This is a genomic window from Mucilaginibacter sp. OK098, from assembly GCF_900142915.1.
In the GTDB taxonomy this organism is placed as follows: domain Bacteria; phylum Bacteroidota; class Bacteroidia; order Sphingobacteriales; family Sphingobacteriaceae; genus Mucilaginibacter.
Map to the genome: position 1 here is coordinate 51,839 of NZ_FRCM01000001.1, position 26,004 is coordinate 77,842.

The following is a 26,004-nucleotide window of genomic DNA, read 5'->3' on the forward strand; positions in this document are numbered from 1 at the left end:
CAATAGATGATGATCAAGAAAGGATACTTGTTTTTAACGGTGCTGGTTTTATTGGCTTGTAATGTGGCGCTATATGGGCAGTCGAGCAATGACCATATTTTCCCGGCATCGGCAACTGCCAATCCTTATATTGATTTTGACAGCAAAGGATTTTTGGTTAATGGTAAACGTACTTTCCTGGTATCTGCCGGTTTGGAATATGCGCGTGTACCGCATCAGCTTTGGTACGACAGACTTTTGCGTTTAAAACGTGCAGGTTTTAATTGCGTGGAGATTTATACGATGTGGAATTTCCATGAGCCGCAGGAAGGAAAATTTGATTTCAGCGGCGATCATGACCTGGGCGCATTTTTAGTACAGGTAAAAAAACTTGGCATGTACGCCATAGTAAGAGTCGGCCCTTATTATTGCGCTGAATGGGACAATGGCGGCTATCCCATATGGCTCAAATTTAAAAAAGGCCTGCGGGTTCGGGAAGACAATAAAGTATTTGAGCAATATGTAGACCGCTTTTTTGATAAGCTGCTGCCAATAGTATTCAATAACCAAATTAACAAGGGCGGCCCGGTTATAATGGTGCAGTTAGAAAACGAACATCCGAACGGTTGGGGCACTGTTATGCCCGACAACTACTTTAAGCGTTTGCAAAGCAAGGCATTGAGCTTAGGGCTGCAGGTTCCCTACTTTTTTAGCGGCCTGCACCATTCAAGTGACCCTGCCGGAGACGGTGAACTGGACGATCCTAACCGCCCCAATCCCTGGTTTTCAACCGAGTTTTGGAGCGTATGGTATTCTCAATATGGTTCAAAACCTTCTGATGCTGCGGCGTACGACCGGCGCACCTGGAAAATAATAGCTCATGGCGGCAATGGCTATAATTACTATATGGCGCATGGCGGATCGAACTTTGGATATACCAATAACGATGAAGATGCGGCATCGTATGATTATGGCGCTGCGGTTGGCCAGGCCGGTGATCTTCGGCCGCTTTATTATACTTTTAAGTGTGCAGCTTATTTTTCGCGCACTTTTGAGGAAATCCTTGAAAATAGTACAGATGCAACCGGTTCATTTAAAAATATTACGGCTGATTCTGGCATAAAAGTAACTGCACGTTCGGGTAAAGCCGGCGATCTTGTTTTTTTGGATAACCCAGGGGCTACTACTCTAAAAGCAAATCTTAAGATAAACGATCTCAATTCAAACATCAAGATCAGCATTGGGCCCGGTGAAATTTATCCGCTGGTGCATAACTTTTATCTCAATAAAGATGTAAACATTGATTGGGCATTTACACGCATCTATGGCATTGTTAAGCAAGGTAATACCACTACAATTTTGGTTGAAGCGGAACCGGGTGAACCCATTTCTTTACATTTTTTGGTAGCTGGTAAAGCCACTATCGCACAAAGTTCATCTGCCATTAAAATAACCGGGAACAAAGTTGATGTTAACGGCACAATGAATGGGAGTGGAGTACCTGCGGAATATTCCTTTACAACAGGCAAACAAAAGATCCGCGTATTAGCCATGAACAGATCAGCCTCGGATAAAACATGGGCGGTGGAAACACCTTCATCAGATCTGATCATCAGCGGGATATCTTATTTAGGAAACGTTGAACTTAAGAATGGAAAGGTACTTGCTGATGCTGAATATCCATTAACATCAAAAAAAGATGGCCCAGCCAGGGTCTATTTTGAGAAAAGTTCCGCATTGCTGCTGAATGAGAATCAAAGAGCCGTAAATGCAAAAGCAGTCGTGAAATTATCACCCCGGGAAATTAAAAATGCCGCCGTTGCAGCCGCAGTTGGTTATGACGATAAAAAATGGTTTAAAAGTACATCGCCATTACAAATGGGGGCAGATGGTGATTTATCGCCTTATGCCTGGTACCGCACAAAGCTTAGCGTACCAACAACCGGAAAATACACCATGCAGGTTGATGGCGGCGATAACGGAACTGCTTTTATAGACGGAAAACGCGCCGCTAAATGGAAGATTCGCGACGGTGAAGTCTCTTTTGATATTAAAAAAGGCGAACACACCCTTGCCATCTTTACTGCCCATGATGGCCGTGATAAGCTTGCAGCCTACCTGGGGCCTATTGATGAGGTAGACAAAAAGGGCTTATCAGGCAATGCGACGCTGAAAAATGGCGGACCTTTTATTAGCACTTTAACTAACTGGTATTTTATAAAAGCAACAAAGGTTGACGAGATAAAACAGGGGCCGCCGGTTTTTGACACCGCTCAATGGAAAAAATATACCATCGGCGCTGATGCCTTTGGTCAAAAAGAGGGTTTTGGCTGGTTCCAAACCACTATCCCCGCACAAAGGGAAGGCCTTACGAAACTAATATTGAATTTCAGGAGTGTTGACGAAAATGCCACTGTATTTATTAACGGGAAACAGCTTAGCCATCATGAAGGGTGGAATACACCCTTTACCGTTGAAGTTAATGATCCGGTTACCCTTAAAAAACCGATGACGCTTACGGTATTTATAGAAAATTACTCTAATGAAGGTGGGATTGATCTGCCGGTAAAAATAAACAGTATTGGTGACGGAGTTTTATTAACAGGCTGGAAAATGCGCGGTGGGCCGGGTAATCCGAATGAAGCTACGGGATGGGCTAAACTAGCCAAAAATGGTTCACCTGATGGACCGCAGTTTTATCGCTCGCAGTTTACTGTTCCGGCAATTAAGGGGCAGCACCTGATCTGGCGGGTACACACCAACGGGCTCAGTCATGGTTCTGTATGGGTTAACGGGTATAACCTGGGCCGCTATCCCGAAAAGATCGGTAACGACATCGGTATGTATATTCCCGAATGCTGGTTAAAACCGGGCATCAATAAGCTGGTAATTTATGACGAGGATGGTAAACGGCCGGATAATGTGCGTATCCTATCAGAACAGGCTGCCGGGAGGGTAACTTACAAACTTAAAGGTAACATTAATTAAAAATTAGAATTTTAGCTATATGGCATTAACCAATAACAGGTTTATAACCCTTGATATTTTTAGAGGGATGACCATTTGTTTTATGATCATTGTAAATGCGCCGGGTTCGGGCGCTGTTCAGTGGGCGCCGCTTGATCATGCTGCCTGGTTTGGTTTTACACCTACCGATTTGGTTTTTCCGTCTTTTCTTTTTGCTGTGGGCAATGCATTAAGTTTTTCAAAAAATAAGTTCCAAAGCAACAGTGAGTTTTTAGGTAAGATCTTCAAGCGCACAGCTATAATTTTTTTATTGGGATACCTGATGTATTGGTTCCCGTTTTTTCACCGGGAAAATGGAAGCTGGGTATTTAACCAGCTTGGTCATACTCGGATTATGGGCGTATTGCAGCGGATTGCGCTTTGTTATTTTTTCGGGGCGATAATTGTTCATTATTGCTCTAAAAAAGCAGCGGTTATTATTTCGGTGTGCCTTTTAATAGGTTACTGGGCATTTTTACTGCTGTTTGGCGAGACCGGTAAAGAATATACCATGCTGGGTAATGCCGGTACGCGCCTGGATATTTTAATTTTAGGGAATGACCACTTGTACCATGATAAGGGTGGCCCGATAGCTTTTGATCCGGAAGGATTGTTAAGTACCCTAACGGGGATAGTAAATGTTATTGGCGGTTACCTGGCGGGAGCATACATTCAGCGGAAGGGAAGAAACTACGAATCTGTAGCCAAATTATTGATGTTCGGTGTGTTGCTTATTTGCGGGGCTTTGTTTTGGGCGCAGTTTTTCCCGATTGCCAAAAAGTTGTGGACAAGCTCATTCGTATTGCTTACCATAGGGATTGATCTGTTATTATTAGGGATACTGGTGTATGCCATCGAACTAAAAAACATAAAATGGGGAACAAACTTCTTACTGGTATTTGGCCGTAATTCATTGGCTATTTATCTGCTGTCGGAATTGTTGTTAACCTGTCTGCAGCTGATCTGGGTAAAACCAGGCCTGAGCTTTTACGACTGGATCAACAATGTTTTTTACCAGCAAATATTCCCGGGAGCATTGGGCACACTTGTTTTTGCAATATGTTATATGCTGCTTTGCTGGTTTGTAGGCTACCTGATGGATAAAAGAAAGATCTACATCAAAATATAATTAAAGCCGCCAGCGGATTTTGTAAGGCTGAATGCTTTTTGTTAATTTATTAATGAATTTGATTTGAAAACTCCCTTTAAGTTTGCCTTTGTTGCTGTTTTAGCATTGCTATTTTGCGGTGGCGTTTCGGCACAACGCACAAACCACCTGCAATATGTAAACCCGTTTATTGGTACGGACAAAAGCAATGTAGCAACCAAATGGGGCAGCGAGGGCGGTACTTATCCCGGAGCGGTAGCGCCATCCGGATTTATACAGTTAAGCCCCGAAACAAGGTTTGCAAAAGGCTATAATTACGAAGACAGCGCTATTTATTATTTTAGTTGTTTCAGGCACATGAGTGGCTTTCCCGAAGGTTCATCGGGGCATTTTTATGTAATGCCGGTTAATACCGGCGCAGGGTTTGAGGCTCGGAAGTACAGTCGGAAATTTTCGCACGCGAACGAAACCGCAGTTCCCGGGTATTATAAAGTGGTTTTTGATGATGACCATACTATTGCCGAAGCAACAACAACAGCAAGGGCTGGGTTATTCCGTTTCACATTTGCCGCTGGCTCAAGGCCTGAGATCTTCATTGGCGATGCAATGGAAATCAAAGCAGTATCCCCCAAAGTATTGCAAGCCTCAAATGGTAATACCGTTATCAATTTTACCCAAGCTTATACAAATAAAAAGCAGGTTAATGACGGCTGGATCTTCACTTTTGCATCGGCCACAAAAGGTGAAAAAGTTATCGGGCTTAAGTTGAGCGCATCCCCAGTTGGATATGCAAGCGCTCAAAACAATATTGATAAGGAAATCGGTGCCTGGACCTTCGAACAGATCCGTAAACATACAAGTGAAGAATGGATTAAGAAACTGGCTGTTATTGATGTAACTGACGGCAACGAACAAAACAAGACTGTTTTTTACACAGCGCTTTATCATTCGTTGTTGATCCCCTGGATTATAGACGATGCCGATGGCAAATACAGGGGCGCCGACGGTGAAATTCACCAGAAAACAGGCGCGTATCAATACGGAGCTTTTTCTCCATGGGATACCTTCCGTTCCCTGCATCCTTTGCTTACCCTGCTTTACCCTGATAAGGAAAAAGATGTGATTTTATCCATGCTTGAGATCTATAAGCAAACCGGCCACCTGCCAACCGAATCAATGACAGGTAACCACGCCATCCCTATTATTGTAGATAGTTATCTGAAAGGTATTACGGGCTTTGATAAACATTTGGTTTATACAGCCATGAAGAAGAGTGTTTTGGAACCGCCATTTATCCAGCCGGATATGGAGGTTTATAATCAAAAAGATTATATTCCGTTTACCCGCTCAGAATCCGTTACCCGTACAGTAGAGTACGCTTATGATGATTGGGCATTATCGCAATTTGCCAAAGATATTATGGGTAATCATAAAGATTACCAGCTTTTAGTAAAACGGGGCAATAATTACCGCAACCTATTGAACAATGACGAACTGCTGTTCTTACCCCGAAATAACGAAGCGTTTAAACTCCGGCCAGGGATGTCAGGCTATAAGGAGGGCGATAAGTGGGTGTATTCTTACTTTGTGCCACAAAACACAAAGGATTTAATCAATCTTACAGGGGGTAACCGGCAATTTGCAAACAGGCTAGACTCGACACTGGAAAATGAGGTTATCCTTTTTGATAACGAAACCGTATTTCATTTACCTTACCTTTTTAACCAGGCTGGCAAACCGGCGTTAACGCAAAAATGGGTGAGGCAAATTATGCTGAACCGCTTTAGCGCCAGTCCCGGTGGCTTGCCCGGTAATGACGACCTGGGCTCAACCTCCAGTTGGTATGTTTTTAGCGCTATGGGTATTTATCCCGTTTGCCCGGGCCGCCCGGTTTATGCTATTGGCGCACCGTTATTTAGTAAGGTAGTACTGCATTTACCAAATGGTAAGGCGTTTAGTATAAGCAACAAGAATCCATCATTATCAAATAATTATGTACAGTCATTAACAGTCAATGGCCATTCATGGCAACAACTGATCATTCCTCATTCCGTATTAACAGGTGGCGGAGAAATGTCATTTAATATGGGAAGCCGGGAAAGTAATTGGCCGACTGACAAAGACCCAGTAATATTATCAGAAACAAAGAAAAGCCCCGGGTTTAAGATCCTGAATTACTTTGCGTCAAAAAGTGCGGTTGTTCCGGATGAATCTCTTACCATACATTTTCGTATTGCCAATATGGGCACTACGGGAGTTAAAATTGTGACGCTGCTGGTAAACGGAAAACCATACATTAGCAAAAACTGCCTGGTGCCTTCGGGAACCGTTAAAAATGATTCGTTGGTTTGCCGCCTTTATCCGGTAGGTAAAACGGAGATCAAGCTAGAGGGACAGGATCCAATTGCGATTAATGTACTAATGCCGGAAAAACTATCCGACCGTTTATTTAAAATTACCGGTCTGTCGGTCCGCTCCATGATAAAGATCAATGAGCAGCAACAGTTAGCTTATACTATCCAAAATATTGGCGGGATTAAACGGAGTTTTAATATCCCTGTAACAAAAAACGACACCTTTCTCTTTACCGATACAGTGGTACTTGAGCCAGGTGAAAAAAAGCCGGTTAAACATATGTTCGTGGCTACATCAAAAGGGTTTCAAAAGATCTCGGCAGCTGATCAAATGGTAAGCTACAAGGTATATAAGGATAATACGGAATCACTTTTGCTTGATCTTTCCCCGATAAATTATTCAACGGATAATTTGGTAAAAGATAAATCGGGGTATCAAAACGACGGTCATCTGCTGATCACCGAAAAGCATAAAACCGGCGGAAGACTGGAATTTGATGAATATACTTTTGTTGAAGTTAATAACGCCCCCAACCTGGATAATATGGACGAAACCATCACCATGATGGGCTGGATCTATCCCACAGGGAATGAACAGGGGCTGGTAGACCTGATAACTAAAGGCGATAGCCATGTTTTACAGGTAACCGATCATAAAACACTTACCTTTTTTGCAGGCGGATGGGGCAGAGGAGACTGTACTGTTAATTTGCCCGCAGGCTGGAACAATAACTGGCATCATATAGCAGGCGTGTGTACCGGAAAAACACTAAGTTTATATATTGATGGCGTATTAGCCGGCCGTACAGTAATGGAAATCACAGCAAACCTGTCTGTGAGCAATAAATGGACATTAGGCCGCAATGAAGAGTTTCCGTCAGAAAGGATTTATCATGGCTATATGGATAAGGTGAAAGTATTTAAGGCTCCTTTAACACCCGAAGAAATACAGGCAATTGTTGTTGCCGAGCATGGGGATTTTTGAGCCTAAAGAACTCTCATTTTTAAGTTAATGCTTTTTTAATCTTTTATTAAGGCGGGAGAATTTATTTGCAACATCAATTAACCAATAAACCAGTATGCAGGAATGCATGGCCGGATAGTCGCCGGCATAAATCAAAATGAGTAAAAAAGGAATACAGTTAGCGGCAGCTATTTTATTGTATATGATGCTGCCTTATGCAGGCTTTGCAAAGCCGGTAAATGGATTAAAAGGCCAGGCGCCAGTTGATACCCTGCTTGATGCTTATAATGTTAGTTGGAATTCTCCCGGCCCGGGGTCGGCACAATCCATGCCTTTGGGTAATGGCGATATTGGCCTGAACGTTTGGGTGGAGAAAAATGGCGATCTTGTGTTCTACATCAGTAAAACTGATGCATGGGGTGGCGAGCTTGATGCCCCGAAAGACCCGTGGATGAAACAGGGCGGGGTGCTAATGAAATTGGGGGCTGTAAGAATCTCGGTAAATCCTAATCCATTGGCTAATAGTTCTGTTTTCAAACAAATACTTAAACTTAAAACAGGTGAAATACTGGTCCAGGAAGGGGAGGGCAGTTCGGCAGTGAGCTTTCTTGTTTGGGTTGATGCAAATCAGCCGGTGATCCGGATCGAAACTAAAAGCGCCGGTCTTTCAACTGTGAGCGTAAAGCTTGAAAATTGGCGCGCAGGCTTAACCGATACTATTTTAAATGATCAAAATGGCCGCATTGCCTGGTATCATCATAACTCACCGGCAACTGATCCGCATTTGGCTAACCTAACTTTTGGCGCTGTTATAAAAGGCAATGGATTGATTAATAAAGATAAGGTGACATTGCAATCGGCAAAAGCAATTACATCACAGTTGATCTCTATCTACCCTTTAACATCGGTTTCGGGCAGTGGTGCTCATTGGCTTTCCAAACTGGAACTGCAGATAGGTAAAATTGAAAAGCTAAAGCTGGAACAAACACGCCTGAAGCACCGGCAATGGTGGCAGCAATTCTGGCAGCGCAGCTGGGTTTTTCTGCATGGCGATGAGCAGGCTCAACTGGTTACTCAAGGTTATGTTTTGCAACGCTTTGTTACGGCATGCGCGGGCAGGGGTGTTTATCCTATAAAATTCAACGGGTCTATTTTTGTGGTGGATAACCCTGCAAAAAACGAAAACGCAGATTTCAGGGCATGGGGCGGACAATATTGGTTCCAGAATACAAGGCCGATGTACTGGCCCAGGCTTATGGCCGGAGACTTCGATATAATGCTGCCATTATTCAAAATGTATGCAGCTATTTTACCCGCTAATAAGGCGCAGGTTAAACAATATTATCATCACGAGGGCGCCTATTTTGCAGAGACAGCGCCTTTTTGGGGAGGGCTCAATTTTATGGGGCCTGATGTTAAAGCCAATTATACCAACCACTACTTTACGCCCATATTGGAGTTAAGCATGATGATGCTTGATTATTATGAATATACCGGCGATAAAGCATTTGCCAGGGAAACTTTATTACCTGTTGCTACTGCCGGGCTGCAGTTTTTTGACCAGCATTTTGGCCGCGACGCTTCAGGTAAACTTTTGCTTGATCCGGATAATTCTATTGAAATGTTTTGGAAGGTGCATGACCCCGCACCCGATATTGCCGGTTTGCATGCCGTGCTTAGCCGGATGATGAAATTACCCGCAGGATTGGTAGATGAAAAAACACTTTTGAAATGGCGAATGCTTTATGATGACCTGCCTCCTTTGCCAACCACAAGCGAAAATGGTAAAACTTTGCTTTTGCCTTATACCGGGCCTCAAACTGCAAAGGCATTCAATAGTGAAAATCCTGAATTATATGCAATATACCCTTTCAGGCTTTATGGTTTAGGTAAGCCGGATCTGGATGTAGCTATAAATACGTTTAATGCCCGTAAACAGCGTGCGAAAGGCTGCTGGGTGCAGGACCCTATCCAGGCTGCTATGATAGGCGATGCCGACGTAGCTAAAGAATATGTAAGCTTTGCGCTTACCCGTAAAGATCCCCATTTTAAATTCCCGGCTTTTTGGGATAAGGGTAATGATTATAGCCCCGATGAAGATAACGGTGGTAACGGTGAAAATGGCCTGCAGCAAATGCTGATGCGGGTTGACGGGAAAAAGATAATGCTTTTGCCTGCCTGGCCTGCCGGTTGGGATGCTGATTTTAAGCTTAACGCCCCGTATAACACTACTGTAGAAGGTAAAGTTGAAAAAGGTAAGCTTATTAACCTGAAAGTGACGCCTGCCAGCCGGTTGGCTGATGTTGTGGATCTGACTAAAAAATAATTTAAGCCCGATGAAGCTCATTTTAAAAATATTCTTAGGCTTACTCATTTCTATCCCTGTGAAAGCCATAACCAGGATAACCTGTATTGGGGCAAGCATAACCTACGGGGCAACGCTTAAAGACCCTGCAACGCAATCATACCCGGCACAGTTGCAGAAGTTATTGGGTGCTGGTTACACGGTGAGTAATTTTGGTGTGGGCAGCGCTACCATGTTACGCAAGGGGGATTTGTCTTATTGGAACACGCAAGCGTGGCAGCAAGCATTAAAAAGCCGCCCTGATGTTGTATTTATTGACCTGGGCGGCAATGACAGTAAGCTTATAAACCGGGTTTATTTAAATGAATATGAGCACGATTATCATGATATGATCCGGTCTCTTGCACAGCTGCCCTCACATCCGCGGATTGTGCTGTTGTTGCCTATCCCTGCATTTGTAGCAGACACCAACCAGATAAATGACAAATTTATTGTTAACAACATTATCCCCCAAATAAGGCAGGTAGCTTATGACGAGCATCTGGAAGTGATTGATCTGCACTCTCTTTTCGTTAATCATGAACAGTTGATGCCGGATAAGATCCATCCTGATCTGCAGGGAACTGCAATAACCGCCAAAAGGCTGTTTGATCTTATTGTTCAGCCCCAGGATCTTAGTTTTGATATTTTCCATAAAATAAAAGAGACATATAAAACAAGCAACTTTTACGGATACCCGTGTGCTGAATTTACATTTGATAACAGGGATAGTAAAGTGGTAAAGCCTAAATGGTCTGCAAAAGGCCATCCGTGGGTATGGCGGGCACGTTTCTGGGGACACGAACCCCAAACGGACATCGCCCTGCTTGAGCGTGGTTTCCATATTGTTTATTGCGATGTTGCCGAATTGCTTGGTAACGATGAAGCGATAGGATACTGGAATGATTTTTATAAAATGCTAAATAAAGCCGGTTTGAATAAAAAAGCAGTGCTTGAAGGCATGAGTCGCGGAGGGATCTATATTTATAATTGGACAGCTATAAACCCGGGGAAGGTGGCCTGTGTTTATGCTGATAATGCTTTGCTTGACCTGCGTTACTGGCCTGATACGGCCATACTTAAAAAGGATTATCATTTAGTCTACGCCGGGCAAATAGCCGCATTAAAAGCAAGTCCGATAGATAAAGTATCCCAGATAGTAAAAGGTAATTATCCCATGCTGCACCTCTCGGCAGATGATGATGAGGCGGTTGATCCTTCAAAAAATACGCTTTTGTTCGAACAAAAGATAAAAGCGCTTAATGGATCTATAACTGTGCTGCACAAGCCTGGTTTTAAGCATCATCCTCATAGCTTGCCAAACCCGACACCTATAGTTGAGTTTATTTTACAGGCAACGGGGTTCCGATAACGGAAAGGCAGAGATTTATTTTTCCAGATGACTGACACAGAGTGAATTATTTCGGAATTTTTATTAAACTTGTATTATCGGCACCCCAAAATTGTCAATGCCTTGGAAATGGCAATTAGATGGACGTAACAGTATCATTGTTCGCAATTAGTAAACAGATGATGCCCTTGTTAAAGTGTTTATAAATAAAAGTAATTCCTTAAAATGGAGTACAAAGTATTTACGCCACCCTTGCAATTAAAGGACTTAGTGCAATGTTTTTGGACACTGGAAAGTACCCACGACGAAGTTACGCCCAAAGACTATTTTTTGATGGCGGACAGCTGTCCTGAGATCATTTTTCAATACAATGAAGGCTTTCGGACTTATTCCGCACAGAGTGCCCGCATCCGCTTTCAGCATTCCATTCATGACAGGTTCACGGTAGGGAAGAAGGTAGGTTTCTTTGGGGTACGATTATATCCACATGCGGTAAGTCAATTATTAAGGATGCCGGCAAGCGAGGTGGTAAACGATGTTTTTGATTTTTCGGATTTATTCAGGGAGCAAGGGACAGACCTGGCCGACCAGGTATATAGTTCGGTAAATACGCTTGAGCGGATTACCCGGGTTTCAGATTTTCTTTCAAAAAGAGCAGCAGTGAACCAGGTGGACACCATCAAATATTTTGTTGACCAGGTAATCAAAAGCACAGGTCAGGTTGATATTTCAAGCATGCAACGGGAATCCGGTCTTTCAGTAAAACAATTTGAAAGAAGATTTAAAGCCGTCGCCGGTTTCCCCCCAAAATACTTTGCGCGGATAGCACGTTTCCAGGGAATAAAAGATAGATACAGCTCAAGCCAGTTTCAATCAATGACCAGCCTTGCCTACTCCTGCAACTATTATGACCAGTCGCACTTTAACCGGGAATTCAAAGAATTTTCGGGGGTGCAACCGCTTCAATATTTTAAATTACCAGGCCAGGAAAATACTGAACTCCTTAAGCCGGGCAAAAATTCTTCCAACGCAATTGAGCAGCGCCAGTTTAATGGATATCTGCCTTGTGGTTGGTTTGTTTAGCCCAATGCTATTATTTAAAAGCCAACTCAGCCACAAACAATTCCTTTCTGCTACCTCCCGGGGTTCTCTTTATTGGGAAGCCGCAACCTGCCTTTTGTAAATTTATTGGCCAAAAAGCGGCCGGCAAGATAAAGGGCGTTATGATGACGATTTTGTACAATTTTCAAAATAATTTAAAAAATACCTTGCGTACTTAAATTCAAATAAAGCAAATCAAGATTAAGTACAACACAAGTGAAATTTAATTATTAAATCCATGAAAGAAAAATCAATCTTTTCGCTATGCATTACAATCGCTATGCTAATGGGCGCCATACTAATTTTTCAGCCTTATTTCGGGTTTGCCCAGCAATCCACGACACCACATAATGGCCAGCATGATTTCGACTTCAATTTTGGCAAGTGGAGAACGCATATCCAAAGCTTGCAACACCCGCTGAGCGGTTCAACTACCTGGGCGAAACTGGAAGGAACGGTTGTTGTGAGGAAAGTATGGGATGGACGCGCCAGCCTGGAAGAAATTGAAGCGGATGGTCCTGCAGGTCATTTTGAAGGCACCACACTGTTCTTATACAATCCAAAATCTCACCAGTGGAGCCAAACTTTTGCCAACAGCGATGCAGGAAGCCTGGAAATTCCCGCAATAGGCGAATTTAAAAATGGGCGCGGCGAATTTTACAGTCAGGAGGTTTATCATGGCAGGGCTGTTTTAGTTAGGGGGATATGGTCTGAGATAAAAACTGATACGCACAGATTTGAGCAAGCCTATTCGAACGACGGTGGTAAAACATGGGAAACAAACTTTATTGCAAACCTTGAGCGATATAAATAAAGGGGATTATATAAAAAGAGAAAGTAGTAAGTTTTTGTTTGATTTTAAAGTACCCCCAAAAGTACAGGTGTGGGACTCTTTTATTGCAGGCGTGAAGAAAATTATAGCGGTAATTCTAACTTACCCGTCTGAGAACTTTGAGTTCACTACGGGTTGTAGCATCCATTTTCTCCATGGCGATAGTAAAGGCAATGCTGCTTATTAATTTTATATGTGCTTTTAACCAGGGAAGTGTTTCGTCCGGGTACACGGTATGCAATTCGCGTAGCGACCATCCAACGCCTTTCTGCACATAATATTCTTTGTCACCTAACAATGGACTGATAAGTTGTTCAATTTTATTGAATGTTAAAAAAAGCTTCTTGGTACGGCTGTAATATAAAAGAGATACTACTGATTGCCTGCGCTTCCATAAATCCTGGTCTGTATTCCATGTTTTGAGCTGCTCGTAAACGGTGATTGCTTCCACTTCCAGGATCTTGGTGTAAATTTTAGCTAATGCATCACAAAGCCCCCAGTCATTCACCTGATCCTGCCAGCAGACTATGACTGGCCACATTTCCTGCAACTCACTATCTTTTTTTAGATGACGCTCTAAAAAGAAAAAAGCATGCAGTTTTATCCAGAAGTCATTCTTAGTACGCCACAACTCATCCCAAACCGCCATCTGCTCTGCAAACGGCCATGTCGAAAATGAATATACCCGTCTCGATTCCCGCCGGTGCAGTGGAACATTTCCCTGCACGCTATTGAGATGGGTTAGCACCTCCTTTAATTGAATAGGATAATTAGATGTTACCATTTGATTGCGAAGCTATTAATTTCGCTGTCTATATTGGAAAAACTGTCATTAGAAATATCGGCTAATAGCGTTCAGGTAGGCTTCCTGGTTTGATCTTTTAAAGACAATATTCCGGCATTGGTTGAATTTAGCAAATGCCTTTAGCGCCTCAGCAATTTCCCTTGTCATAGTTTCGCTAATCTCTACTGCCTCAAAATGAAAGTTATGGACTATGAGCTCCTTTTTCTTCCGGTCAGCCTTGGCATCCATCCGTGCAACGAAAGTATCACCTACCAGTACCGGCAGAGAAAAATAACCGTATTTCCGTTTTGCAGCCGGTACAAAACATTCAATCTGGTAATCAAAGTCGAAAAAGTCCCTTAACCGGTGCCGGAACACATTTAGAATATCGAAGGGCGAAAGGATAAAGGCCTCGCCCGACAATCCGATCTCCGTTTCCTGGTCATGCAGCATATAAAGTGGTGCGTTTTTCTGTCCTTCGATCATAACTGTTCGCACTTCGCCTTCCGTTACCATTTTCGCCAGTTCCTGCTTAACCAAATGCCCTTTCGCGAAACGGGCGCGCCAGGCCATTTCTTTCAGGTATGCGATTCCCAATGCACCCAAAGTTCGCCGGATCACAAAACGGGCAAATTCTTCGGCAGTCGGCACCGCCATATCCGCATCCACGGGGACCAGGTTCTCCGGCAAATCATATACTTTGTGAAAACCTTTGGTGCGAGTGATCATCAACTTACCTTCAAAATACAACCGTTCGAGTGCTACCTTGGCCGGCCGCCAGTCCCACCAGCCGGAGCTTGCCTCCAGCCGGTCATTCTCAAAGTCGCCTACCATTAATGGGCCTTCTCGTTCTACCCGGTCAAGCACCTGCTTCATGATCCGGATCTCGGCCGGTGTAAGGGGTTTTCTGTTTATGACAAAACTTTCTTTGATGGGCAACGAAAAGCGGAAGTCGTGCATTGGGAGATAGCCCGCATCGGAAGTGAAAAACTCAAAGATGCGGCCATCCGTTGTAAGTTCTGCCAGCCAGTCCGGCTTATAGTCTGGTACCCGCGCGGCCATAACATGGTGATGCGCCCGCTCCACCACGTAATTCGTATCCAACTGTACAAAGCCCAGGTGATCTATCAGCCGGTAAACCGCCTCGCAGCCTGTTCCGAACTGAGACCGTTTGGCCAGCCCGGCAGCGTGCAGAATGATCTTTCGGGCTTGTGGCTTTGAAAATATCAGTGGTTCCATCAATGCAAAATAGAAAAATATTTTGGGTAATGCAGGTGTGCCTTTCTTATCGTGTTAAAGCCGATTTTGGTCAAAAAGGAAAAGCGTCATTTTTGACGCTTTTCCTTTTTGAGTGACGGTCCGACCGCAATTCTCGAACTTTTTCCTTGAGGATTTGAAAAAAATAGCTTCGTTATAGAAGACACTGCTGGTTTTGGCACGTCAGCATTAATTCAATAGCGCGCCTCAACGTCGGAGGCCATCTCAGGTATCACTTACATTCAAAAGTCACTGGACGAAGCGCTTCTTTGAGCACCAGCGGTAAGCAACAAAATCCCATCAAGGGCATCACCGTTTAAGGCTGAGTAATTAATGTACCGGGCGTTTGGCCGAACTTTTTCTTGAAGGCGTGCGAGAAATGGGAGAGGCTTTCAAAACCGAGGTCAAGATAGATGGCCGAGGGCTTCTGGTGTTTGCTTTCGATGAGGTGCCGGGCTTCGGTCAGGCGTCTTTCCTGCAGCCAGTGCCGCGGGGCCATATCAAAGGTTTTCTGGAAATCACGTTTAAAGCCGGCCAGGCTTCGACCGGTCAGCTGCGCGAATTTTTCGACCGGGACGTTGAATTGATAGTTGCTGAGCATGAACTTTTCCAGGTCGATCTTATGCGGTTCCGAAAAGTCGAACAAAAAGCTCCGCAGCGCGGGCATAGCGTTCATCAATAGCTTGACGCCTTCCTTTATTTTTAAGATACCCATTTCCTCCGTTAATGCCGCGGATACGCTGCGGGCATAAGGCACAATGGATTGGAAATAACCCTGCAGGTAATCATTGGGGGGGATAAGGATGTTAGGCGGGCCGATATATTTCTGCCCGCCCTGTAGCTTTTCTTCCAGCGCGATTTTACGCAAAAGGTCTTCCTGCAGGGATATAATAATGGTTTCATAGTTACCCCCTGGCAGCGGTGTCTTGGTCAGTGTACCCAGCTGGTTTTTGCCGATCAGCAGCATTTCACCGGCGTTCATCGAAACTTGCTGGCTGCTGGTTTCTAACCTAAACTGACCGGAAACCTGTAAGACAAGGGTATGATGGTTCCAAAAGCAAACTTTCTCCTTCCGCTCGGCGGATAGGTAAGCGTAGAAGATCACGCCCGGAAGTATTTCGGCTGGATTGGTCATTTAGCGTTGTAAATAGGTGCCGCCTAATATGGTGCCCGATGCAAATGTAGTGTTTAACTTTTCCATTTCGCCCGCGCTGAACGTCATCTCCATCGCAGCCATATTTTCGGACAACCTTGACCTTTTACTCATGCTCACCAAAGGCATGATATGATCGCCCTGCGCATTGACCCAAGAAATAGCTAATTGCGTTGGCGTTACTCCTTTTTCAGCAGCAAGAGCTTTTAATACTTCAACTTTCTCTAAGTTTTTGATCAGGTTATCGCCTTGAAAGCGCGAGAAGTGGCTATGATAGTCGTTCGCTGCCAGCGGCGCCTTCATCTCACCTGTCAGTAAACCCTCCGCTGTATTGGCAAAAGCCACTACACCAATACCCAGCTCCTTAGCCGTTGGCAACAACTCACCTTCAATCTGTCGGTCAGCCAGCGAATAACCAATCTCCAGTGCGCTTACCGGATAAACACTGTTAGCGGTACGCAATTGCTTCGACGTTATTTCTGAAACACCAAGATACCTCACTTTGCCTTCTTTGATCAAATCCGCCACTGTACCAATAATATCTTCCACCGGCACACTGCCATCCATCCGGCTGGGCTGGTATAGATCGATCGTCTCAATACCCAAACGCGTCAGCGAATAATTAATAAAGTTCCTGATCGAGATCGGCCGCAGATCCATACCGAGCCATTGCCCGTTATGAAAGATCGCGCCAAACTTCACACTGATAAAGGCGTCGTTCCGGCGACCCTTAACTGCCTTGCCAACCAATAACTCATTATGACCAGCACCATAAAAGTCACCCGTATTCAAAAAGTTGATCCCGTTATCCAAAGCCGCGTGGATCGTAGCGATACTTTCTGTTTCATCCGGCGTCGGCCCGCCCCAAATTGAAGACATCCGCATACATCCCAGCCCCAGCTTGGAAACCAGCGGACCGTTTGTGCCTAAATTGATTTGCTCTATGTTTTTCATAACACAAAGATCGGCAGAAATGATCATGCCAAATATCGCAGGCAGCTCAATTTTCTTGCGCGTATGGCTCAAGCTGCGAGTTGTCAGAAAAATTCTAAATTTAAGCTTCTAAAATATCAAACCTCATATAATGTCGCAAATATCTATCAATATGATAGTAATTTAGGGGCTGTAAACCTTAACGAGAAATCGAACTATAAAAAAATAGCTTGATTGCATTCCTGACACACTTTTAAACCGTTACCAATTAACGGTTCAGGAATTTCTTTGCTAAAATCGAACTACAAAAAGTCTGATTGTAATTATCTGTTTAACAGATTTTTATTAGCATAAAAAAAGGAGGCAACACTAAGATGTTGTCTCCTTAAGTGACCTGGGAGAGGATCGAACTCTCGACCCACTGATTAAGAGTCAGTTGCTCTACCGGCTGAGCTACCAAGTCAATTTATTTTTTTCCGGGCTGCAAATAAACGGTTTTTTTTTGAAGTCCGGAAGTCTGAAAGACGGAAAGTCCGAAAGAAATGGAAAATAGTGATTAGAGAGCGGAGATTAGAGATCAGTTAATATTTTTTTCCTAACCTCTGCTCTCTAGCCTCTAATCTCTAACACCAACTACGCCAACGCGTAGAGCTCATCTCTTTGTTTCTGTACTACATCGCTGTTGATGTATTCATCGTAGGTCATCAGCTTATCAATAGTGCCGCCTGGGGTTAGTTCAATAATGCGGGTGGCAACGGTTTCTACCAGCTCATGGTCACGCGAGGTGAACAGGATAGTGCCGCGGAAGTCCTTCATGCCGTTATTTAGTGCAGTTATTGATTCCAGGTCGAGGTGGTTGGTTGGTTCATCAAACATCAGCAGGTTGGCAGATTGCAACATCATACGGCTAAACATGCAGCGCATTTTTTCACCGCCTGACAGTACATTGCTTTTCTTCAACACTTCCTCGCCAGAGAACAGCATGCGGCCTAAAAAGCCGCGGATAAACTGGTCATCCTTTTCACCGGGTGAATACTCGCGCAGCCAGTCGATCAAGTTATCATTTTTACCTTTAAAATATTCGGCATTGTCAATTGGGATATCGGCAGGGTTTATGGTTACACCCCATTTAAATTCGCCTTTATAATCCTTATCTCTGCCTGTTAGTATGTTATAGAAAGCAGTGGTAGCCAAGCTGTTTTGTGAGAGAATAGCTATTTTGTCGCCTTTGTTTACCATCAGGCGGATGTCGTTAAATAGCACTTCGCCGTTTAATGATTTACTTAGGTTCTCTATCTGCAGAATCTGGTCACCGGCTTCACGACCCTGATTATTGAATATAATTCCCGGGTATTTACGGTTTGATGGCTGGATCTCGTCAATGTTAATTTTATCCAGCGCTTTTTTCCTGCTGGTTGCCTGTTTTGATTTGGAGGCGTTTGCGCTAAACCTGCGGATAAATTCCTGCAGCTCTTTTACCCGGTCTTCGGTCTTTTTGTTTTGATCCGAACGCTGTTTTAAAGCCAGTTGACTTGATTCGTACCAAAAGGTATAGTTACCGGTATAGATGGTCATCTTGGCAAAATCAATATCAACAACGTGGGTACAAACGGTATCTAAAAAGTGCCTGTCGTGCGATACTACCAATACAATTGCCTCGTATCCTGCTAAGAAGTCTTCCAGCCAGCTTACGGTATGGATGTCCAGGTCATTGGTAGGCTCATCAAGCAATAATATATCGGGTTTACCAAAAAGCGCCTGTGCTAACAATACACGTACTTTTTGGGTATTATCCAAATCTTTAACCAATTGGTAATGAAATTCTTCTTTAATACCAAGGTTACTGAGTAGGGTAGCGGCATTGCTTTCGGCATTCCATCCATCCATTTCAGCAAAAAGATTTTCAAGCTCACCGGCACGTTCGCCATCCGCATCGGTAAAATCTTCTTTCAGGTAAATAGCGTCCTTTTCTTTCATTATGGCATACATTTCTTTATGCCCCATCATTACGGTTTCAATAACCGTAAATTCATCAAATGCATAATGGTTTTGGCTCAACACCGCCATCCGTTCGCCGGGTGTAAAACTTACTGCACCGCTTGAAGGATCAATCTCGCCCGACAGGATCTTTAAAAATGTAGATTTACCTGCACCGTTGGCCCCAATAATGCCGTAACAATTGCCTTGTGTAAACTTAAGATTTACATCTTCAAATAATGTACGCTTGCCATAGCGTAGTGATAAATTAGATACCGTGATCATTCCTGCTCCTTTAATTTGCTGCAAAAGTACGGTAATTACCCAAACTTATTAACATTGCTTTACTTTATCGTTATTTAAATTACGCCTCAATTGTAACAAATTGGTTGTATTAACCGTTAAATAGACGTTTTATGGAATATTTTGTTAAGTAGCACGTGTGGAAATTATGTTAATAAATTAATTAAATTATTTTCGCACAGTCTTTGAAATTAAATATTACGTAATTATATTGTACTGGTTTTTAATCCCTAATTAATTAACTAATATGGTAATTGTAGTAACATTATTGTTGGTTATCAATGTACTCACGGTAATACTTCATTTACGGGCCAAGAAAGAATATTAATTCTTGTAATCGTAAGTAGAATAAGTATAGTGTACATTAACTAAACAGAAAAACTAAACTATTGGTTTCGTGTTCGGCAAGTTTTTTTAACTGGCCGGACACGGCCATTTTCATCATCATATTCAGATCGGCCATTATTGTAAATGCTACCTCAGTTTGATCGGTAGCAAACTGTGTAAGTTCCCATTTTAACTCCAAATTAAAAGGAGGTTTTTCTGCCGGAACAATTTTTATTTCTTTATCTTCAATCCTGCTTTCAACCCTCAGGCTAAGATTTATCATGTTTTTTATGCTGAAGCTGGCTTCATCATAGGTTGATTTCCAATTCTGGATATCTTCAGCAGGCATTAATTTCTGGTGATTGTTCAAATCGGCCAAAAAATCAAATACTTTATTTATAGGTTGCTGTATAGTTGCTTTACTTTCAAAGGTTGTCATTTCAGTTGGCAGGTATTGATTTTAGTCCGAAAGTCGGAAAGTCCGAAAGAAAAGATTTATAATTTATTGTTTATTAAAATAGCCAGCTGTCAGTTGGCAGTTTTTAGTTAGCAGTAGAAATTTGCTACATCAAAGTGCTAACTGCTACTGCCAACTTCTTCATTTCCCCCAAACAGAAGGGTCTTCACGCCATTTTTTTAATACATCCACATCGCTGTCTGATATGTATTGATTTTCACCGGCATATTTTATCAAGGCCCCATAGTTTGATAATGTATAGAAAGGGCAGTTTGCCTGTTTAAAATTATCTGTGGCTACATCAAATCCGTAGCTGAATATGGCTGCAAGTCCTGCCACGTCATATCCTGCATCGCGTAAGGCTTCAACGGCTTGTAAACTGCTTTTTCCGGTTGATATCAGGTCTTCAATAACTACCACTCTTTTGCCTGTTAATGACAGATCGCCTTCAATAAGGCTGCCAGTGCCATGATCTTTAGGTTTTGAACGTACATATATAAAAGGGAGGCCAAGGTCCTGTGCTACAAGCGCGCCTTGTGGTATACCTGCTGTGGCCACACCGGCTATACAGCCAACCGAACCGAATTTTTCTTGTATTAATGAGGTTAATTGCTGCCTGATGTAGGTGCGGATAGTAGGATGGGACAACGTAATGCGGTTGTCGCAATAAATTGGCGATTTCCATCCGCTTGCCCATGTAAAAGGGTTGGCAGGTTGTAATTTAATTGCTTTAATTTGCAGCAGGAATTCAGCAACTTGCTGCTCTATTTCACTTTTATTAAACATGGCCCAAAAATACAGAATTTATATTAACGAAAAAGTGATTCTGCTAACAGAATCAGAACCTAAAAAGACGCAAAATTACAAGCAGATTGATGCAGATGCTTTTGAGCTGAAAATACTTTATACCTGGGTTTTAAATCACCGGAGTAAGTTTTTTTATGTGCTTTGTGATGATGCAAAGGCTTTTTTAAAAACTGTTGCTAAAAGTGTTTTGCTGATTAAAGCTGCCGGCGGCCTGGTTAAAAATGAATATGACGAGTATTTATTTATTTACCGGAACGATAAATGGGACCTGCCAAAAGGAAAAATAGAGAAGCAGGAAGGAACCAAAGAAGCTGCCGTGCGCGAAGTAGAAGAGGAGTGTGGCATAAAGGTAAGCAAGCTTGAAGAAAGGATCTGTAAAACCTATCATTCATACATATATAAAGGCGATGTTGTGTTGAAGAAAACGTATTGGTTTAATATGCGCTGCAAGGGGCAGAATAATTTGAAACCGCAAAAAGAAGAAGGAATAACAGACGTTCGCTGGTTTAAAAAAGGGGATATAAGCCCGATAGTTGAAAATACTTTTCCATCAATTATGGATGTGCTGGTGAAAGAGAAGCTTGTAGAGGGGATTAAAGGTTGAGAGAAGAGAATCAAGAATCAAGAGGTCAGGAATCAAGAAGAGAGACACGAAAGCAAGAATCAGGATAAGTATCTAAAAATATTGATTCTTGACCTCTTGATTCTTGACTCTCTATAAATACGCCAAAGCTTCCTTCGGTATAAACTGGCTTACATCTCCATTATAGCGCATAATTTCGCGTACTATGCTTGAGCTGATGGATGAATAGCCTGGTTTGCTCACAATAAAAATGCTTTCAATTTCCGGATCGAGGGAGTGGTTCATTTGGGCTATTGCTTTTTCGTACTCAAAATCTGATACAGTACGGATGCCGCGGATCATGTAGGCAGCGCCAATACTTTTACAGAAATTTACAGTCAGGCCCTCATAAGCTACAATGTGGATCCTGTCGTCGGTTTGGAATACCGACCGCAGCATTTGTTCCCTTTTTTCAACGCTTAATAATCCAGCCTTTGTGCTGTTAACGCCAATACCTATATAAACCTTATCAAAAAGGCTTACCGAGCGTTTTACAATATCAACGTGGGCCTTGGTAACCGGATCAAATGATCCGGGAAAAAGAGCGATCTTCATTATAGCGGGTGTTTATAAAACAAATTTATAAATCATTATTCAATATCATCAATTAATTGTCGGCAGGTTTGTTAATTGATAAAGTTAATTCAAATGCGGGTGTTTATTTCAGTAAATTAGACAGCCTAAATACGTCACATTTGCAACTCTTAGGTGCTTAGGTTCGTAATAAGCTTAATTAATTGCTGATGAAATATTATATAAAGCTCTTACGTCCTAAAGATTGGGCTAAAAATGTTTTTCTTTTTATCCCTTCCTTTTTTGCGAAGCATATTTTTACTTCTTCAAAAATTGAATTGCTTTTAGCCGGATTTGCTGCATTTTGCTGCATAGCGAGCAGTATTTATATAATTAATGATTACCGCGATATTGAAGACGACCGCAAACACCCGGTTAAATGTAAACGCCCGCTTGCATCAGGTAAGGTTAAGCCCTCGCATGCAATAATTATATGCGGGTTCCTCATTATAGCAGGATGTGCCTTTGCCTATGTGGCTAATCCCGGGTTACAGCTCCTATTGGTGCTGGGGGTATACTTTTTTATGAATCTTGCCTATTCATTCGGTTTAAAAAACATAGCCATTTTGGATATGCTGATCCTGGCAGCCGGCTTTGTGTTCAGGGTTAAGGGCGGGGCTATTATTACACATACAGATAGTTCCGACTGGCTAATTATCATGACCTTTCTTTTAGCCTTGTTTATGGCAATTGGTAAACGACGTGATGATATTCTTTTAAGGGAATCATCAGGTACCGAAATGCGTAAATCAGTAAGCGGTTATAACCTTGAATTTTTAAACACCATGCTGGGGCTTTTCAGCGCCATAATTATTGTAGCTTATATAAGCTATGCGGTTTCGCCAAAAACAATTACCAGGCTGGGCACATACAGATTATATTATTCAAGTATTTTTGTAATAGCTGGCATAATGCGATATATGCAAGTAGTTTTTGTAAAGCAAAAATCAGGCTCACCAACTGATATACTCTATAAAGACCGTTTTATACAGATAACTATTTTTTTATGGATAGTTAGTGTTTATATACTTTTATATTTACCGAACTCTCCAATTTTCAACGCTGTATTGAAATGAAAAAGTGGCTGTCGGGTTGGGGTAATTACCCGGTTATAGAAAGTAAGGAAGACAGCTTTGTTTTTACAGACCAGCTTGCGCCTTTAATTGAGGATGAGCTGCCATTTATTCCGCGTGGTAATGGTCGTAGCTATGGCGACTCCTCACTTGGCGAAAGAACTATTTCGACATTAAAATACGATAAGATCCTTTCTTTTGACACCGTTAATGGTGTTTTTGAATGCCAGCCAGGGATTACTTTAAGCCAGGTATTAGAAGTAATTGTGCCACAGGGATGGTTTTTGCCGGTTACCCCGGGTACTAAATTAATTACCATAGGTGGTGCTGTGGGCAGTAATGTGCATGGGAAAAATCATCGTAAGGAAGGCTCTTTCTCAAAGTATATTATTGATATGGATGTGAGGCTTGCATCAAACGCGGTTGTTACCTGCACTGCCAGTGAAAATGCCGATCTGTTTGAAGCTACCTGCGGAGGCATGGGCTTAACAGGGGTTGTAACCCGCGTAAAATTCAGGCTTAAAAAAATTAATACTTCTTACATAAAGCAAAAGCAAATTAAGGCCGAAAATCTTGATGAGCTGCTTTTACTTTTTGAAAAATACCAGGACTTTAGCTATACAGTTGCCTGGATTGACTGCCTTAAAAAAGGTGAACAGTTTGGCCGTAGTATTTTAACAGTTGGTGAGCATGCCACTTTAAACGAGCTTAATGACGAACAAAAGAAGAACCCGTTTCAGCTCCCTGCAAAAAAGATGCTGAATTTTCCATTCAACCTGCCATCATGGGTATTAAATACATTTACTGTAAGGGCTTTTAATTTTTTATACTATACTAAGAACTTTAAAAAAGAGATTGACTCAGTTGTTTTGTACGACTCTTTTTTTTATCCGCTTGATGCTATAAATAACTGGAACAGAATGTATGGAAAAAATGGTTTTGTGCAGTACCAGTTTGTGTTGCCGCTTGAAGCTAAGCAGGGCCTGGTAGAAATACTCAACCGGATAAGCGACAAGGGCATGGGATCATTTCTTACCGTGCTTAAAGCGCTTGGCAAACAGGAAAGCATGATCTCGTTTTGCAGGGAAGGCTATACGCTTGCGCTTGATTTCCCCCTGAGAAGTGGCGTGCTTGAGTTTTTGGACGAGTTGGACGAAATAGTGCTAAAATATGGCGGAAGGATTTATATAACCAAAGACGCCCGCATGAAACCGGGGATGCTGGCTAATTACCCTGAGCTGGAAAAATTTAAAAGCATTGTAAAAAAATATAACCCGGATGGAAAGATCAGGTCTGCCCAGTCTGACCGTTTATTACTAACAGATATAAAATAATTATACATGGAAACCGTACTTATACTTGGCGCAACATCTGATATCGGCATCGCGATAGCAAAAAAATTTGCAGCCGGTGGTTACAATATACAATTGGCTGCCCGTACCCCGGCACAGCTTGAACCGCTTAAATCTGATATAGAGATCCGCTACAAGGTTAATTGCGGCTTATATGCTTTTGATGCGCTTCAATATAATACCCATGCTGCTTTCTTCGCCGGTTTAAAACCCGATGTAACTATCACCATATTCGGTACTATGTATGAAGAGGAAGATGCCTTTAATGACTGGGCGCTTGCTGAGGGGATGATAAATACCAATTATACAGGCGCGGTATCAATCCTTAATATTGCAGCCAAACATTATATCGGGCAGCAAAAAGGCTCAATAATTGGGATCAGCTCGGTAGCTGGCGACAGGGGCAGGGCCAGCAAGCTAATTTATGGGAGCTCAAAAGCTGCATTTACCGCTTATCTGGCCGGATTAAGAAATAAATGTTTTAAAGATAATGTGCATGTGATGACAGTTAAGCCCGGCTTTGTTTATACCCGGATGACCGAAAACATACCATTGCCCAAACCGCTTACATCAACACCGGAAGAAGTTGCTGATATTGTTTATAGCGGCTTTACAAAAAAGAAAAATACCATTTATGTAAAATGGTTTTGGCGATACATAATGCTCATCATTAAAAACATTCCTGAGTTTCAATTTAAAAAAATGAAACTGTGAAGAAAATAGCTTTTTTTGATTTCGACGGCACTATCACCACAAAAGATACCTTGCTTGAAGTGATTAAGCACCAAAAAGGCAAGGCTGGTTTTTATGCCGGTTTTTTGCTGAATGCGCCTTTTCTTGTTGCGCTTAAAATGAAGCTGGTATCAAACCAGGCCGCAAAAGAGCGGATGCTTAGCCATTTTTTTAAGGGGATGGACCTTAAATCCTTTCAGCTTGGCTGCGATCAATTTATTGATAATGCATTACCTGCAATGATCCGTCCTGGCGCCTTAGAAGAGATAAAACGGCTAAAAGATGAAGGGTTTGAGGTTGTTGTGGTATCAGCCTCACCTGTAAACTGGATAAAAAAATGGAGCGATGCAAATGGCCTGGGCTTAATAGCCACCAAACTGCAAGCAGCTAATGGGGCGCTCACCGGTTATATTGATGGCATTAATAATAATGCGGAGGAAAAAGCCGTAAGGATAAGGGCTGAGTTCAATCTGCCGGAATATGATGAGATCTATTGCTACGGCGATTCAAGCGGTGATAAGGCAATGCTTGCGCTTGGTACAAAAGCATTCTTTAAACCTTTCAGAAAATAACAAAACATAAAATATTGTAGAGACGCGATGCTTCACGTCTTGC

20 protein-coding genes and 1 tRNA gene are annotated in these 26,004 nt (G+C 42.5%); 12 read left to right on the forward strand and 9 right to left on the reverse strand.

Annotation, left to right across the window (positions count from 1 at the left end; translation table 11 throughout):
- The first annotated feature begins 6 nt into the window (after positions 1–6).
- From BUE31_RS00115 to BUE31_RS00150, 7 genes are all read left to right on the forward strand, one after another.
- Positions 7–2,967 carry a beta-galactosidase gene (locus tag BUE31_RS00115; protein WP_073399105.1) on the forward strand — a complete coding sequence of 987 codons (2,961 nt, stop codon included), beginning with the start codon at positions 7–9 and terminating at the stop codon, positions 2,965–2,967.
- A gap of 19 nt (positions 2,968–2,986) precedes the next feature.
- Entirely contained in the window at positions 2,987–4,114 is a 1,128-nt protein-coding gene (locus tag BUE31_RS00120; RefSeq protein ID WP_073399107.1) for an acyltransferase family protein, read from the forward strand.
- Positions 4,115–4,177: 63 nt separating this feature from the next.
- Complete coding sequence (locus BUE31_RS00125) at positions 4,178–7,432, forward strand: GH92 family glycosyl hydrolase (RefSeq protein ID WP_073399109.1); 3,255 nt, start codon at positions 4,178–4,180, stop codon at positions 7,430–7,432.
- A 136-nt stretch (positions 7,433–7,568) separates the two neighbouring features.
- Entirely contained in the window at positions 7,569–9,737 is a 2,169-nt protein-coding gene (locus BUE31_RS00130; protein ID WP_073399111.1) for a DUF5703 domain-containing protein, read from the forward strand.
- A gap of 10 nt (positions 9,738–9,747) precedes the next feature.
- Complete coding sequence (locus BUE31_RS00135) at positions 9,748–11,127, forward strand: GDSL-type esterase/lipase family protein (protein WP_083619159.1); 1,380 nt, start codon at positions 9,748–9,750, stop codon at positions 11,125–11,127.
- Positions 11,128–11,331: 204 nt separating this feature from the next.
- Positions 11,332–12,189 carry a helix-turn-helix domain-containing protein gene (locus BUE31_RS00140; protein ID WP_073399112.1) on the forward strand — a complete coding sequence of 286 codons (858 nt, stop codon included), beginning with the start codon at positions 11,332–11,334 and terminating at the stop codon, positions 12,187–12,189.
- Positions 12,190–12,445: 256 nt separating this feature from the next.
- Positions 12,446–13,021: a hypothetical protein gene (locus tag BUE31_RS00150; RefSeq protein WP_073399116.1), complete on the forward strand. Its 576-nt coding sequence runs from the start codon at positions 12,446–12,448 to the stop codon at positions 13,019–13,021.
- 115 nt (positions 13,022–13,136) lie between these two features.
- On the opposite strand, the gene BUE31_RS00155 is transcribed toward BUE31_RS00150, so the two are convergent.
- From BUE31_RS00155 to pyrE, 8 genes are all read right to left on the reverse strand, one after another.
- On the reverse strand, positions 13,137–13,823 hold the full coding sequence (locus BUE31_RS00155) for a DNA alkylation repair protein (RefSeq protein WP_083619162.1): 687 nt from the start codon (positions 13,821–13,823) through the stop codon (positions 13,137–13,139).
- Between the two features lie 48 nt (positions 13,824–13,871).
- Entirely contained in the window at positions 13,872–15,062 is a 1,191-nt protein-coding gene (locus BUE31_RS00160) for a winged helix-turn-helix domain-containing protein (RefSeq protein WP_073399119.1), read from the reverse strand.
- A gap of 334 nt (positions 15,063–15,396) precedes the next feature.
- Positions 15,397–16,215, reverse strand: coding sequence for a helix-turn-helix domain-containing protein (locus BUE31_RS00165; RefSeq protein ID WP_073399121.1), 819 nt, complete (start codon positions 16,213–16,215; stop codon positions 15,397–15,399).
- Positions 16,216–17,259: an aldo/keto reductase gene (locus BUE31_RS00170; RefSeq protein WP_234997719.1), complete on the reverse strand. Its 1,044-nt coding sequence runs from the start codon at positions 17,257–17,259 to the stop codon at positions 16,216–16,218. It lies immediately after the preceding gene.
- A 297-nt stretch (positions 17,260–17,556) separates the two neighbouring features.
- A tRNA-Lys gene (locus tag BUE31_RS00180) sits at positions 17,557–17,629 on the reverse strand.
- Positions 17,630–17,799: 170 nt separating this feature from the next.
- On the reverse strand, positions 17,800–19,428 hold the full coding sequence (locus tag BUE31_RS00185) for an ABC-F family ATP-binding cassette domain-containing protein (RefSeq protein WP_073399123.1): 1,629 nt from the start codon (positions 19,426–19,428) through the stop codon (positions 17,800–17,802).
- A 382-nt stretch (positions 19,429–19,810) separates the two neighbouring features.
- Positions 19,811–20,212 (reverse strand): SRPBCC family protein, encoded by a 402-nt coding sequence (locus BUE31_RS00190; RefSeq protein ID WP_073399124.1) that lies wholly within the window; start codon positions 20,210–20,212, stop codon positions 19,811–19,813.
- 159 nt (positions 20,213–20,371) lie between these two features.
- Complete coding sequence (pyrE, locus tag BUE31_RS00195) at positions 20,372–21,016, reverse strand: orotate phosphoribosyltransferase (RefSeq protein WP_073399126.1); 645 nt, start codon at positions 21,014–21,016, stop codon at positions 20,372–20,374.
- Between pyrE and BUE31_RS00200 the strand changes: the two genes are divergently transcribed.
- Complete coding sequence (locus tag BUE31_RS00200; protein ID WP_073399128.1) at positions 21,015–21,641, forward strand: NUDIX hydrolase; 627 nt, start codon at positions 21,015–21,017, stop codon at positions 21,639–21,641. The two genes, pyrE and BUE31_RS00200, sit on opposite strands and share 2 nt — an antisense overlap.
- A 111-nt stretch (positions 21,642–21,752) precedes the next feature.
- Here the strand turns inward: BUE31_RS00200 and coaD are convergent, their stop codons facing one another.
- The gene (coaD, locus tag BUE31_RS00205) at positions 21,753–22,214 is read right to left on the reverse strand and encodes a pantetheine-phosphate adenylyltransferase (protein WP_073399129.1); all 462 of its coding nucleotides are present in this window, start codon (positions 22,212–22,214) and stop codon (positions 21,753–21,755) included.
- Positions 22,215–22,402: 188 nt separating this feature from the next.
- Between coaD and BUE31_RS00210 the strand changes: the two genes are divergently transcribed.
- From BUE31_RS00210 to BUE31_RS00225, 4 genes are read left to right on the forward strand one after another with little or no spacing between them, the layout of a single operon-like run.
- Positions 22,403–23,308, forward strand: a complete 906-nt coding sequence (locus BUE31_RS00210; protein ID WP_073399130.1) for a decaprenyl-phosphate phosphoribosyltransferase — start codon at positions 22,403–22,405, stop codon at positions 23,306–23,308.
- Complete coding sequence (locus BUE31_RS00215) at positions 23,305–24,639, forward strand: FAD-binding oxidoreductase (protein ID WP_073399131.1); 1,335 nt, start codon at positions 23,305–23,307, stop codon at positions 24,637–24,639. Before BUE31_RS00210 ends, BUE31_RS00215 begins: the two co-directional genes overlap by 4 nt.
- A 6-nt stretch (positions 24,640–24,645) precedes the next feature.
- Complete coding sequence (locus BUE31_RS00220) at positions 24,646–25,371, forward strand: SDR family oxidoreductase (protein WP_073399132.1); 726 nt, start codon at positions 24,646–24,648, stop codon at positions 25,369–25,371.
- On the forward strand, positions 25,368–25,961 hold the full coding sequence (locus BUE31_RS00225; protein WP_073399133.1) for an HAD-IB family hydrolase: 594 nt from the start codon (positions 25,368–25,370) through the stop codon (positions 25,959–25,961). The genes BUE31_RS00220 and BUE31_RS00225 overlap by 4 nt, the downstream gene beginning before the upstream one ends.
- Positions 25,962–26,004 lie beyond the last annotated feature (43 nt).